We start from the raw sequence: 13,135 nt of genomic DNA, 5'->3' as shown, positions 1-13,135 counted from the left end.
GGGTGGAGTTGGATTGTCTGGGGTGCGGGGTGGTTTTCGGGCCGCTCGACTTCTTGTCGTGTTTTCGGGAGTACATGGCGGACGTCGACGTGCTGCGGTGGGGCTGTCCGCGGTGTGGTGCGGGTGCTGAGATCCGTGTGGTTCCCGACGAGGTGCAGCGGGGTTATGTCTATGCGGCGGGTTCGGCGCACTTCAGCGATGAGCACCACATCCCGCTCCCCGGGCTGCGCCGGGGGCGGGAGGGTGCCGGCCTCGTCGTCGGGTTCGGCGGACGGACGTGGAGGGTCGGCCCGCGCGTCCGCTCAGCGGAGGAAGGGGAAGCGGCGGACGAGGGCGGTGCGTGACCAAGGGGCGCCGAGGCCGAGGGTGTCTCCGGCGTTGGCGTAGGCGAGGCTGACCAGGAGGATCGCGTAGATCCAGTGCTCGTCCATGAAGGGGTTGGTCTCGGGCCAGAGGGACGCCATCCACAGCATCGCGAGCAGGAGGGTTCCGCCGGCGGCGGCCACGCGGAGGCCGATACCGGTGATCAGCGCGAAGGCCAGGCCGGCCAGGCCGAACATGTAGAGGGCGTCGACCCACAGGTCGCCGGCCATGGCGTGGAACATGTCCTTGAACGGGCCCTCGACGTGGCTGAGGAAGCCCTTCGAGGGGGAGGTGCCGTCCAGCCAGCCTTTCGGGGCGGGCTTGTCGAGCCCGAGGAGCTTGTCGAGGAAGGCCCAGAGGAAGATCCAGCCGAGGAAGAGGCGACCGAGTGCCCAGGCGTAGCGGGCCGTGTACGGAGTGGTGCGCTGATCGGACGGGGTGAGGCGGGTTCCGACGGTCATCGGGGGGCTCCCAAGGGCGGGGACAAGGGCAAGCCATCTAAAAGGTAAGTTTCCTATTAATTTACCGATCTGACTAGGGGCGTGACAGATGTGGTCCGATTTGTCACCCGTGTCCGGTGCGGACGCGCCATCGATCACGCGGTGTGACCTGGCCGTTTCTGTCAGCTCTGTTCGATGCGTGCCTGATTCGGCCGCGCCCCTTGCCCGGAGGGGGCGGGCCGGGCTACTAAGGCAGCCCTAGCGGGATCGCGTTCATGGCGGACCCGCCTCCGGGCGCGGGCTGCGACCGGAGCACGCAGCCGGCGGGCTCCCCATTCGTCCGGCCGGCTTCTCGGAAGGGACGAACATGAAGAAGATCTGGTCGGGCGTCCATCTGACGGCCGTCGCCACGATCGGCGGTCTGGCCGCCACGCTCGCGGTCTCCGCGGGCGTGCAGGCCGCCACCGGTGGCGGGCAGCAGGATCTCACCGCGCAGCTGCGCGACGTGCAGGGGAACGTGGTCGGCACCCTCTCCGTCGAGGAGGCGAGCATGGGCCACGAGCGCGTGACCGTACGGGTGTCGAAGGTGCCCGCCGGGTTCCACGGGCTCCACGTCCACACGACCGGCAAGTGCGACCCCCAGGCCGTCGACCCCAGCACCGGCAAGGTCAGCCCGTTCTTCACCGCCGGGGGCCACCTGAGCCTCGACGCCGGCAAGGGCCACCCCGGGCACTCCGGCGACCTGCCCACGCTGCTGGTCGACGAGGCCGGGCGCGGCGTGGGCGTGTCGGTCACCGACCGCTTCCAGACCCAGCACCTGCTGGACGCCGACGGCAGCGCGATCGTGCTGCACGCGCTGCCCGACAACCACGCCAACATCCCGGAGCGCTACACCTCCGCCGACGGCAAGAAGGGACCGGACGCCGAGACCCTCAAGGCGGGCGACTCCGGCGGCCGTTTCGCCTGCGGCGTGATCCAGAAGGCGCGGTAGTCCGATCCGGGCGCGCCGTTCGGCCCGGTGTGACAAGCGCGGCCGCCGGCACTGACAACTCTTCACATGCGCCTGCCGTCTTCGCAGGTCGCGGCATCGCGAGAGCGAGATGCCGCGGCACTCCCCCGCCTTGACCGGCCTTGTCGCCGCCGGATTCCATCAGGCATTCGTCGAGACGCTGGCTCCCCACGGGCGTCACAATTGCGAGGCGGCAGGCGTGATGAGTGATCATCCATGAGGTCGGACACGGTCCGGATCTTGATCATCGGCGATAATCCGGTATTGCGGATCGGGCTGCATTCACTGCTCTGCTCCGTTCCAATGCTCGATGTCGTCGGCAATGCGGCCATCGGGCATTCCATGGGCGAAGTCCGAAGGCATGAGCCCGATGTCGTGCTGCTGGACTCGTCCCCGCCGTCGACCGCCAATATCAGTGCGCTGGCACGGGTCAGGCACAACCCGCGAATCGTCGTCGTGACCGCGGTGGAAGAGCCCCAGGCGCTGATCCAGGCCCTCATGGCGGGGGCGCTCAGCTGTCTCGTCTACGGCCACTTCGAGCCGGAGGCGCTCGCCGACGTGGTCTTCGCGGCGGAGCGCGGCGAGTCGCGCCTGTCCCAGCCGGTGGTGAACGCCCTGGTGAGGTGGCTGCACGAGGGGCGGACGCCGGAGAGTTGGCGGCACGATCCCGGCCTCACCCCGCGCGAGGTCGAGATCCTGGAGCTGATCGCCGCCGGGCTGACCAACCGGCAGATAGCACGGCGGCTCGTCATCTCCGAGAAGACCGTCAAGAACCATGCCCACCAGATCTATAAACGGCTGGGCGCGGACGGCAGGGATCACGCCACCGTCCGCTGGCGCGAATTGAATTCGGCTCCCTCCGGCGATGGCTTCGACGAGCCGGAGGGCGACGCGGCAAGCGGCATGCCCTCAGGTAATTCCTGCCCAGCGGGGTCCTAGGACCGGGCCCACGCCAAGATGGGCCTGATGTCCACCTTTACTTGTACACCCGGGTACCGCATGCTCTGGTGTCGGAGTTCCAAAGGTCATTTAAATTTCTATTCTATAGCGGATGTGAATCGGTGAAATTCTTCGATCAGCGTCGTAAGTCGCTCCGGGAGGCATGATGAGAGTCGTCCGCCGTCCCGTGCTCAGCGCCCTTTTCGGCGTCCTCACGATGGCCGTTCTGGCCATCTGCCCGCAGGTGACCGCCAGGGCCGCGGGCCCGCGCATCGATCTCCAGGTCCTGGTCGTCACCGACGGCGGGGCCCCGGTCTCCGCCGTCGCGGACCAGCTGAAGATCGAGGGCGTGCCGTACCGCACCGTCGATCTCCGCAAGGCCGACCGGCCGGTGATCGACGCGGCCTTCCTCTCCGACACCGTCGACGGGGTGCCCCGCGCCAAGTACCAGGCGGTCGTGCTGCCCAACGCGTCCCCGTTCCAGAACGGCACGGAGCTGGCCGCGCTCGCCGACTACGAGAAGCGGTTCGGCATCCGCCAGCTCGACGCCTACGTCCACCCGTCGGCGGCCGTCGGGCTGAGCGCGCCCACCTACTCCGGCAACCTGGACGGAGCGACGGCGCAGGTGTCCGCGGCCGGGAAGGCCGACGCGTTCCGCTACCTGCGCGGCCCCGTGAAGTTCGACGACGTCAGCGCCGACGTCGGCGAGAGCTACGGCTTCCTCGCGACCCCGCTCCCGGACGACCCCGCCACCGGACGGTCCTTCCAGACGTTCCTCACCGCGACCGTCAAGGGCGCCACGGGCACGCTCGTCGGCGCGTTCAACCACGACGGCCGGAGCGAGCTCGTGCTGAGCTACGCCAACAACGCCCAGCAGTTCCAGCTCCGGACGATCGGCCACGGCCTGATCACCTGGCTGACCAAGGGCGTCCACCTCGGCTACGCCCGCAACTACCTCGGCGTCCACGTCGACGACGTCTTCCTGCCGGACGCGCGCTGGAGCACCGAGGACGACTGCACCCCCGGCGAGGACTGCGAGGACGAGGAAGTCGAGACGGAGGACATCCGCATGCAGCCAGAGGACGTGACGTTCGCGGCCTCCTGGCAGGCGCAGCGGGCCTTCATGTTCGACATGGCCTACAACGGCGCCGGCAGCGACGAGGAGATCGCCAAGCACGAGGAGGATCCCCTCACCGACGAGTTCGTCGCCGACAAGGACCGGTTCCGGTGGCTCAACCACACCTATGGGCACACCTTCCTCGGCTGCGTCCAGGACATCTCGGTCAGGCCCTGGCGGTGCGCGACCGATCCGGACACCAGGGAGATCAAGTACGTCGGCGAGGCCGCCATCAAGCAGGAGGCCGTCAAGAACCTCGAATGGGCGGCCAAGCACGGCATCCCCGTGCGGCCGAGCGAGCTGGTCACCGGTGAGCACTCCGGCCTGCGGATCCTGCCGCAGCAGCCGGACGACAACCCCAACCTCGCCCCCGCGCTGTCCGAGGCGGACGTCAAGTGGGTGGCGGGCGACGCCTCCCGGGACAGGGGGCAGCGCAAGCTGGGCGCCCTGCGGACCGTGCCGCGCCATCCGCTGAGCGTCTTCTTCAACGTCGCCACCGAAGAGGAAGAGGTCGACGAGTACAACTGGATCTACACGCGCCGGTCCGACGGCGGCAGCGGTATCTGCGAGGACAACCCCTCCACCACGACCTGTATCGAGCCGCTCGACCCCGACACCGGCTACACGTCGTACATCGTCCCGACCGACGCGAGGATCACGCTTTCGCACGTGCTCGGCAACGACCCCAGGCCGCACTACGCGCATCAGTCGAACATCACCGAGGACCAGATCCTCTACCCGCTGCTCGACCGCGTCCTGGGCGAGTACAGGACGGCGTTCGCCGACAACTCGCCCATCGTGAACGAGCCCATGTCGGTGCTGGGCGGCGAGCTCGCCCGCCAGGACGAGTGGCGGGCCGCCCTCCGCGACGACGCCGTGGCGAAGGGCGACGTCACCGCCTACCTCCAGGACGGGACGATCACGGTCAAGTCGGCGGTGAAGGGGCTGGACGTCCCGATCACCGCGCCGGAGGGCACGCGAGAGGGCTCGGAGCTGTTCGGGAACGCCTACGCCGGTGAGCGGTCCGCCTACAAGGCAGGGGACGTCACGCTCACTCCGCCCGGAGCCTGACGTTGGATATCACCCTGGTGACGGAGGGGACCTACCCGCACAACTACGGAGGTGTGAGCGTCTGGTGCGACCAGCTCGTGCGGGGAATGCCGGAGCACCGGTTTCATGTCCTGGCCATCACCGCCAGCGGGACCGAACCCGTGGCCTGGGACCTTCCCGAACACGTCACCGCGAAGTCCGTCCCGATGTGGGGGCCTCCGGGCGGGCGACCCCCGTCCGGAGGCAAGGCCCGGGACTTCGAGCGTCTCTGCCGGTCCTTTCTGCACGCCATCCTCGCCCCCTCCGGACCGGAGGGGGAGGTCTTCCCGCACATCCTGAAAGCGCTCTTCGAGTTCGGGCAGGTCGCCGACCTCCAGGCGGCGCTGCGCACCGAGGGCCCGGTGCGATGGCTCATGGACGCATGGTCCGCGCGCCGGGAGGAGTTCGACCGGATCGGCGTGCGGCCCACCGTCCACGACGCCCTCACGACCATCGACCTGCTGGAGCATCTGCTGCGGCCGATGCTGGGCCCGCCCCCGCGCGGCGACCTCACGCACGCGGTGTCCAACGGCGTCCCCGTGCTGCCCGGTCTCGCGGCCAAGTGGACGTACGGGACGCCGCTGTGCCTCACCGAACACGGCATCTACCTGCGTGAGCGCTACATCGAGTACCAGCGTTCGCTCTACTCCTGGCCGGTGAAGGCGGTGCTGCTCGGCTTCCTCCGCCTGCTGTGCAGCGCCGCCTACCGCACCGCCGACCTGGTGACCCCCTGCAATCTGTACAACCGGCGGTGGGAGGTGCGCTGCGGGGCCGACCCCGAGAACCTGGAGACCGTCTACAACGGCGTCGATCCCGCCCGCTTCCCGGCGGCCGGCGCCGAGCCCGCGACCCCCACGATCAGCTGGGCCGGGCGCGTCGACCCGATCAAGGACCTGGAGACGCTGATCAAGGCGTTCGCCCTGGTCAAGGAGAAGGTCCCGGACGCGCGGCTGCGGCTGTTCGGGGGGACGCCGGCCGGCGGCGAGCGGTACCGCACCCGGTGCGAGGCCCTCGCCGCCGACCTCGGGGTCGCCGAGCACACCACGTTCGAGGGACGGGTGGACGACATCCGCGACGCGTACGCGGCGGGCACGGTGGTGGTGCTGTCCAGCATCTCCGAGGGTTTCCCGTACACCCTCATCGAGGCGATGACCTGCGGCCGCGCGACCGTCGCCACCGACGTCGGCGGGGTCACCGAGGCGGTCGCCGACACCGGGCTCGTCGTGCCGCCGCGCGCCCCCCGGGAGATGGCGGACGCGTGCCTGCGCCTGCTGGGCGACGAGGTGTCCCGGCGGCGGCTCGGCGGCGCCGCCCGGGCGCGCGCGCTGGAGCTGTTCACCGTCGACCGCGCGGTGGACGCGTTCCGGACGATCTACAGCGACCTGGCCGAGCCCCGCACGGCGGACCGCCGGACGGCCGACCGCCGGACGGCCGACCGCCGGACGGCCGAGGCGAGGCTCGCATGAGCGCCTCCATGCCCGACCACATCCACGGACCGCAGGACCGCGAGCGCGTGCCCGTCCACGCAGGGAGTTCGCGGGCAAGCGCGGCGGAGCGGCTGGAGGAGCTGCGGGAGCGCATGGCGGACCTGTGCGCGAGCGCGGTCGACCCGCTGGAGATCACGGCCGGGCTGGAGGCGGACGGGATCAACGACGAGGCGGCCCGCGGCTACGGCCATCCGGACGTGTTCGCGGTCGCCGAGGACCTGTTCGCCGGGACGCCGCGCCGCCCGCCGACGCCCGAGGCGACCGCGAGCCCGTGGCGGCCCACGCCCTGGCGGCACCTCGTGCGCGGGGTGCTGTTCGGCCTGCCCGGGCTCTGCTACATCGTCGCGACCCCGGCGCTGACCAGGACGACCGCCGACGTCCTGCTCGTGTTCTCGCTCCTGCTGTCGTGGACGGTGAGCCAGGGGACGGCCTACCTCGGGTACGTCCGGCTGGGGCTCGGGGACAAGGCCGCCGCGGCGCGGGTGCTCAGGTACGGGCTCGCCGCCGGGGCGCTCGTGGTGGTCCCGGTGACGGCGGCGACCGGGATCGTCCTGGACGCCGGGACGACGGCGACGGCGCTCGCCGCCGGGCTGGGCGCCTACCTGCTGGCGGCGATGGTGGTGCAGGTGAACGGGGGCGAGCGCCGGCTGCTCCTGGCCTTCCTCCCCGGTGTCGCGGGCGTGGTGGTCTACCTCGCGGCCCATGGCGGCTCCCCGCCGTCCGACAACGCGGACGGCACGCTGGAGACCGTGCCGATGGGCGTGTGGGTCGCCTGGCTGGCGACGCTCGCGGCCACGATCGCGCTCGCGGTCGTGTGCACCTCCGGGGCCGGGCGGCCGACCCGCCGGGTGGTCACCGGCCGCGACGTCGCGGCCGCGCTGCCCTTCTCCGTGTTCGGCCTGCTGACCGGCGGGCTGCTGACGTTCACCCTGCTGTGCGCGGTCGCCGGGCGGCCGGTGCCGGCGGGGAGCACGACCGTGGCCGTGCTGTCGCTCTCGCTGTCGATGGGCGTCGCCGAGTGGATCCTGTACGCCTACCGCAGGCGCGTCTACCACCTGCTGCGCACCCACACCGACATGCCCGGCTTCGCGCGTGCCGCCCGCGTGACCCTGGGATCCGCGCTCGCCCGGTACATGGCGTCGCTGACGGCGCTCGTCACCGTCTCCGCGCTGATCGCGGGCCTGCCCACCTCGGGCGCGACGCTGCGGGTCCTCGGCGGGTTCGTCGGGCTGGGCGGTGCGTTCTTCCTGGCGCTGGTCCTCCAGGCGTGCGGGCGGGTCGCCGTCGCCCTCACCACCTGCGCCTGCGCGCTGGCCGCCGAGGTCGCCGCCGCGTGGAGCGTCCCACGAACCGAACCCGGGACGATCCAGATGGCCGTCGCCGGCGCCCTGTTCCTCATCCTCACGATCTACGCGGGCCGTGTCCTCTCCCGCGCGACTCCCCATAGATGACCCCCCGTCGAAAGGCATGAATCCGATGAAGAGCTTGGTCGCCGTGACGGGAGCCGACGGGTTCATCGGCTCCCACCTCGTCGAAGTGCTCGTCGAGCGCGGCCACCGCGTCCGGGCCATGGTCCAGTACAACTCGTTCGGGTCCTGGGGATGGCTCGACGTGCTCCCGTCCGACGTCCTGGACCAGGTGGAGGTGGTGCCGGGCGACGTCCGGGACCCCGAGACGGTCTTCGAGCTGATCCACCACGCCGATGTGGTCTACCACCTGGCCGCGCTGATCGCGATCCCCTACTCCTTCCGGGCGCCGCAGTCGTACGTCGAGACGAACATCCTCGGGACGCTGAACGTCCTGGAGGCCGTCCGGAGCCTGTGCACGCCCCGGATGGTGCACACCTCCACCAGCGAGACCTACGGCACGGCGAGGCAGGTGCCCATCGACGAGTCGCATCCGCTCCAGGCCCAGTCCCCCTACGCGGCGACGAAGATCTCGGCGGACAAGCTCGTGGAGAGCTACCACGCCGGTTTCGGGGTGCCGGCGGTGACGCTGCGTCCGTTCAACACCTTCGGTCCCCGCCAGTCCGCGCGCGCGTTCATCCCCACCGTGATCAGCCAGCTCGCCGCGAACGCCGACGTGGTGACGGTGGGGTCGCTGGAGCCGACCCGCGACTTCACCTACGTCAAGGACACCGCCGAGGCGTTCGTCACCCTCGGGACCGCGCCCGCCGAGACCGTCGTCGGCGAGCTGTTCAACTCCGGGACCGGCCAGGAGATCTCCATGGGGCGGCTCGCCCACCAGATCGCCGCGCTCATGGGCAAGCAGGCCGAGTTCCTGTCCGACGAGGCACGCCGGCGTCCCGACCGGGCGGAGGTGATGCGCCTGGTCTGCGACAGCGGCAGGCTGCGCCGCGCCACCGGCTGGCGGCACCGGTACACGCTCGAAGAGGGCCTCAAGGACACCATCGAATGGTTCCTCGACCCCGCCAACCTGACGCGCTACCGGCCGGACACGTACAACATCTAGGCATGGAGAGGCATCATGCACGCCGTTATCCTCGCTGGCGGCAAAGGAGTACGGCTGCGGCCGTACACGACGACACTGCCCAAACCGCTCGTCCCCATCGGTGACGAGTACGCCATCCTTGAGATCCTGCTGCATCAGCTGTCCCGGCAGGGGTTCCGCACGGTGACGCTGGCCATCGGGTACCTGGGGCACCTGATCCGGTCCTACATCGGCAACGGGAGCCGGTGGGGCCTGCGCATCGACTACGCGTCCGAGGAGGCCCCGCTCGGCACGATCGGCCCGCTGCTGACGATGCGCGACCGGCTCCCGGACGACTTCCTCGTGATGAACGGCGACGTCCTCACCGACCTCGACTTCGCCGGGCTGCTGGACGAGCACGACGCCACCAAGCCCCCACTGACCGTCGCCACCTACGCCCGCCAGGTGGACATCGACTTCGGCGTGCTCACGACCAAGAACGGCCAGGTCACCGAGTTCACCGAGAAGCCCACCCTCTACTACCAGGTCAGCATGGGCGTGTACGGGGTCGCGAAGGAGGCCCTGGCGAAGTACGAGCCGGGCCTCGCCCTCGGCTTCGACGAGCTCGTCCTGGACCTGCTGGCGGAGGGGCGCCACCCGCGCGAGTACCGGTTCGACGGCTACTGGCTCGACATCGGGCGCCCGGACGACTACGACCGGGCCAACGCCGACTTCCCGCACCTGCGCACGCAGCTGCTGGAGGGCCCGATCCGCGTGGTGCCCGGGCGGGGGGAGCCGGCCCCCCAGGCATCGGCGAGCCGGCGATGAGCCGCGTCCTGCTGATCGGCGCGACCGGCTTCGTCGGACGGCACGTCCGGGCGCGGGCCTGCGCCGCCGGGGTCGAGGTCGTCGCGGCCGCGCGGTCCCCCGAGCCGGGGGGCCTGCGGCTGGACCTGGCCGCCGGGCCCGCGGAGGTGGCCGAGGCGATCCTCGACACCGCCCCCGACGCGATCGTCAACTGCGCGGGGGTCACCCACGGCACCCCGGCGGAGCTGGTCAGCGGCAACGTCGTGGCCGTCGCGAACCTCGTGACGGCGCTGACCTCGGCGATCTGCCCGCCGAGGCTCGTCCACCTGGGCTCGGCCGCCGAGTACGGCGACGTCGAGGCCGGCGTTCCGGTCGCCGAGACGGCCCCGCCGCGCCCCTTGGGCCTCTACGGCGTCACGAAGCTGGCCGGGACCGAGCTCGTCCGCACCCTGGCCGAGACCCCGGTCGACGCCGTCGTCCTCCGGGTGTTCAACCCCGTGGGGCCCGGCGCGCCCCGGTCCACGCTGGCGGGACGGCTCGCCGCCGAGCTGCGCCGGACGGCGGGCACCGACGAGGACGTCCGGGTGGGCCCGCTGACCGCCTGCCGGGACCTCGTCGACGTCCGGGACGTCGCCGACGCCGTCCTCGCCGCCGCCCGCGCCCCCGGGCCGGTGCCCGCCGTCCTCAACGTGGGCAGCGGACGGGCCACGCCGCTGCGGGACCTGGCCGCCTCCCTCGTGCGGGTCACCGGGTCGCGGCAGCGGGTGCTGGAGGCCCCCGCCGCCGGGCTGGAGCGCTCGTCCGGCGTCGCCTGGCAGCAGGCCGACATCCGGGCCATCGGACGCGTCCTCGGCTGGAAGCCCGCCACCGACCTCACGACCTCCCTGCGCGACCTGTGGGCGGACACGGCATGTACCGGCTGAGCGCCCGCGTCGGCGCGGTGGCGGTGCCCGCGTACTTCCACCCGGCCGCGGTGGACTGGACGGCGCTTGCCGATCCCCGCCTGGGCGCGGTCGTGCTCAACGTCGACAGCGGCGCGGGCACCGTCCGGGACCGCGACTTCGCGGCCGTCGCGCACCGCACGTCCGACGCGGGCGTCCCGCTCGCCGGGTACGTCGACACCGCCTACGGCCGCCGTCCGACCAAGGAGGTCGAGGACGAACTGGTGCGCTACCGGACGTGGTACGGCATCCGGATGGTGTTCCTCGACCAGGTGTCCGCGGGCCCGGCGCACCTGATCCGGTACCGGCGGATCACCGCGGGCATGCGGAGCCGCGGCGCGGAGCACATCGTGTTCAATCACGGCACCTACCCGGACGCCGCCTACGCCGCGCTCGCCGACCTCCTGGTCACCTTCGAGGGCCCCTGGTCGGCGTACCAGCGCCTCCGCGCGCCCGCGTGGGCGAAGCGCCTGCCCGCCGAGCAGTTCTGCCATCTGGTCTACGCGGCGCCCCGTCCCGTCCTCGCGCGCACGCTGACGCGGGCGGGCCGCTGCAACGCGGGCGTCGTGTACGTGACCGACCGGGCGGGCGCGAACCCGTGGGACGGCCTGCCCGAGTACTTCTCCCGCGAACTCTCCCTCGTCTACGCGGACCGCTGACGCGGCGGCCGGTTCAGGCTCTCGACACCATCTCGTGCCTGGGTGAATCCCCGCGAGAACCGCGTGACGTCCAGTGCACCACCGTGAGGGCGAGGGCGAGCGCCGCCGCGCCCGCTCCCACCGCGAACGCCGCGCGGAACCCCGAGGCGGCCACGATCAGCCCACCGGCCGGCCCGGCGGCGAGGATGCCGAGATCCCAGAACGACGTCATGGCTCCGACAGCCGTCCCGGGCGTCAGTCCTCCAGCGTGGTGCAGCGTCAGCTTCGTCGTCGCGGGATAGATCAGTCCGAGGCCCACGCCGGTGACGGCGACCGCGAGCAGCGCGGCGGCCTGTGACGAGGCCACGGCGAGCAGGGCCAGCCCGACCGTCTCGATCAGCAGCACGACGCGCGCTGTGGCCAGCCCCCCGTAACGGTCGATCAGCGGGCTCCCGGCCGTACGCGTGATCAGGAACGAAAGGGAGAAGATCGCCAGGCCGGCGCTCTTCCCGCCGATACCGGCCAGGAACAGCACGAGCAAAGCGGTGAGGCTGCCGTATCCGTACGCCGCGAGCCCGAGCATCATCCCGGGCCTGCCGACCCCGACCGGCACGAGGTCGCGCCACCCCCGCAGGGAGATGGACGCCGCCGGTCCGGCCGGACGGCGAGTTGAGGCGATCAGAACAGTGGACACGACGGGCAACGTCACCACGGCCGCCCATACGGCGCTCGACCCACCCGCCCAGGCCATGCCAACCGCCAGCAGCGGGCCGCCCGACAGCCCCGCCCACATGGACAGGCCGAACCATCCGGCGACGCGGCCGCGGCGAGAGGCGTCGACCTCCGTCAGCACCCACGGCAGGCACCCAGAGAACAGCGCCGCCTCGCCGACGCCCATCACCAGGCGTGCGACCAGGAGTGTCCCGATGTCGGGGGCGAGCAGGTGACCCGCCCCGGCCAACGCCGTCAGCGCGGCCCCGGCCATCGCGATCGGACGGGCCCGTCCCAGATCGCCCGCGCGCCCGGCGAACGGCCGCGCGGCCGCCGTCCCGGCGAAGGCGAGGCTCACGGTGACCCCAACGATGAAGGGGCGCTGCTGGAAGTGGCCGGCGACGTAACCCGGCAGTTCCTGAAGGGTCGCACCGAGCGCGAGATAGCCGCAGAGGACGGCCAGCCACAGACGCGCGACGGGCACCTGATCACGATTCGCCATACCAAGACAGTACCGACCTGTACTTTCACAGTACAAGTTGGTACTGTTCAATCATGAAGGAGCTAGGCTGGCCAACCGTGGCGACCGAGACACTCAGCCCCTCGCAGCAGGCGACACGCACGAAGATCCTCGACACGGCCGCCAGGCTGTTCTACGAACGCGGTGTCCATGCGGTGGGCGTCAACGAGATCGCCGCCGAAGCCAAGGCGTCCAAGCTCAGCCTCTACCGCTACTTCCCGTCCAAGGACGCCCTCGTCGAGGCGATGCTCGCCGAACACAGCAACAGAATCCACGATTGGCTCGTCCGCAAGACCGCCGACGCCCCGGACGGCCCCGAGCGGGTCCTATCGGTGTTCGATCTGCTGCTGGACTGGTTCGCCCGACCCGGCTACCACGGTTGCACGGTGGTGAACACCGTCACCGACACGCGCGCCGACCCCGCCATTGCCCTAATCGCCCAAACACACCTGGCACGCTATCGGCGCCTGCTCGAAGACCGGATCCACCAGGCCGGCCTCGCCGACCCGCCCCGCCTGGCAAGACAACTCCTGCTCCTCATCGAGGGAGCGAGCGTAGTCGTCTCCATCGACGGAACAACCGACGCCGGCACCGACGCACGAGCAGCCGCCAAAGCCCTCCTATCCACCGCCCACCCCCAATCC

At 71.2% G+C, this 13,135-nt stretch carries 13 protein-coding genes; 11 read left to right on the top strand and 2 right to left on the bottom strand.

Going from position 1 to position 13,135, the window contains the following annotated elements; genetic code table 11:
* The coding region (locus E1298_RS49765; RefSeq protein WP_207945000.1) for a hypothetical protein at window positions 1–344 on the top strand (344 nt) is incomplete at its 5' end.
* On the opposite strand, the gene E1298_RS34345 is transcribed toward E1298_RS49765, so the two are convergent.
* Entirely contained in the window at window positions 303–824 is a 522-nt protein-coding gene (locus E1298_RS34345; RefSeq protein ID WP_131900797.1) for a DoxX family membrane protein, read from the bottom strand. The two genes, E1298_RS49765 and E1298_RS34345, sit on opposite strands and share 42 nt — an antisense overlap.
* A gap of 346 nt (window positions 825–1,170) precedes the next feature.
* Between E1298_RS34345 and E1298_RS34340 the strand changes: the two genes are divergently transcribed.
* From E1298_RS34340 to E1298_RS34300, 9 genes are all read left to right on the top strand, one after another.
* The gene (locus tag E1298_RS34340) at window positions 1,171–1,794 is read left to right on the top strand and encodes a superoxide dismutase family protein (protein WP_131900795.1); all 624 of its coding nucleotides are present in this window, start codon (window positions 1,171–1,173) and stop codon (window positions 1,792–1,794) included.
* A 258-nt stretch (window positions 1,795–2,052) separates the two neighbouring features.
* On the top strand, window positions 2,053–2,751 hold the full coding sequence (locus E1298_RS34335) for a LuxR C-terminal-related transcriptional regulator (RefSeq protein WP_165975815.1): 699 nt from the start codon (window positions 2,053–2,055) through the stop codon (window positions 2,749–2,751).
* A gap of 163 nt (window positions 2,752–2,914) precedes the next feature.
* Entirely contained in the window at window positions 2,915–4,939 is a 2,025-nt protein-coding gene (locus E1298_RS34330; RefSeq protein WP_131900787.1) for a response regulator, read from the top strand.
* A gap of 17 nt (window positions 4,940–4,956) precedes the next feature.
* Window positions 4,957–6,423: a GT4 family glycosyltransferase PelF gene (gene pelF / locus E1298_RS34325; protein ID WP_207944999.1), complete on the top strand. Its 1,467-nt coding sequence runs from the start codon at window positions 4,957–4,959 to the stop codon at window positions 6,421–6,423.
* Window positions 6,420–7,895, top strand: a complete 1,476-nt coding sequence (locus tag E1298_RS34320; RefSeq protein ID WP_131900782.1) for a hypothetical protein — start codon at window positions 6,420–6,422, stop codon at window positions 7,893–7,895. Before pelF ends, E1298_RS34320 begins: the two co-directional genes overlap by 4 nt.
* A gap of 25 nt (window positions 7,896–7,920) precedes the next feature.
* Complete coding sequence (locus tag E1298_RS34315; protein WP_131900780.1) at window positions 7,921–8,916, top strand: GDP-mannose 4,6-dehydratase; 996 nt, start codon at window positions 7,921–7,923, stop codon at window positions 8,914–8,916.
* Between the two features lie 15 nt (window positions 8,917–8,931).
* Window positions 8,932–9,702, top strand: coding sequence for a sugar phosphate nucleotidyltransferase (locus tag E1298_RS34310; protein ID WP_131900778.1), 771 nt, complete (start codon window positions 8,932–8,934; stop codon window positions 9,700–9,702).
* Window positions 9,699–10,604 carry an NAD-dependent epimerase/dehydratase family protein gene (locus tag E1298_RS34305; RefSeq protein ID WP_131900776.1) on the top strand — a complete coding sequence of 302 codons (906 nt, stop codon included), beginning with the start codon at window positions 9,699–9,701 and terminating at the stop codon, window positions 10,602–10,604. Before E1298_RS34310 ends, E1298_RS34305 begins: the two co-directional genes overlap by 4 nt.
* Window positions 10,592–11,281 (top strand): spherulation-specific family 4 protein, encoded by a 690-nt coding sequence (locus tag E1298_RS34300; RefSeq protein WP_131900774.1) that lies wholly within the window; start codon window positions 10,592–10,594, stop codon window positions 11,279–11,281. Before E1298_RS34305 ends, E1298_RS34300 begins: the two co-directional genes overlap by 13 nt.
* A gap of 13 nt (window positions 11,282–11,294) precedes the next feature.
* Here the strand turns inward: E1298_RS34300 and E1298_RS34295 are convergent, their stop codons facing one another.
* The gene (locus E1298_RS34295) at window positions 11,295–12,473 is read right to left on the bottom strand and encodes an MFS transporter (RefSeq protein WP_131900772.1); all 1,179 of its coding nucleotides are present in this window, start codon (window positions 12,471–12,473) and stop codon (window positions 11,295–11,297) included.
* A 77-nt stretch (window positions 12,474–12,550) separates the two neighbouring features.
* On the opposite strand from E1298_RS34295, the gene E1298_RS34290 reads away from it, so the two are divergent.
* A partial coding sequence (locus tag E1298_RS34290) for a TetR/AcrR family transcriptional regulator (protein WP_165975814.1) occupies window positions 12,551–13,135 on the top strand: 585 nt, incomplete at its 3' end.

Origin of the sequence: Actinomadura rubrisoli, assembly GCF_004349215.1 — a bacterium.
GTDB lineage: Bacteria > Actinomycetota > Actinomycetes > Streptosporangiales > Streptosporangiaceae > Spirillospora > Spirillospora rubrisoli.
Note: the sequence above shows the minus strand (reverse complement) of the source record. Positions and strands in the feature narration are given on the sequence as shown.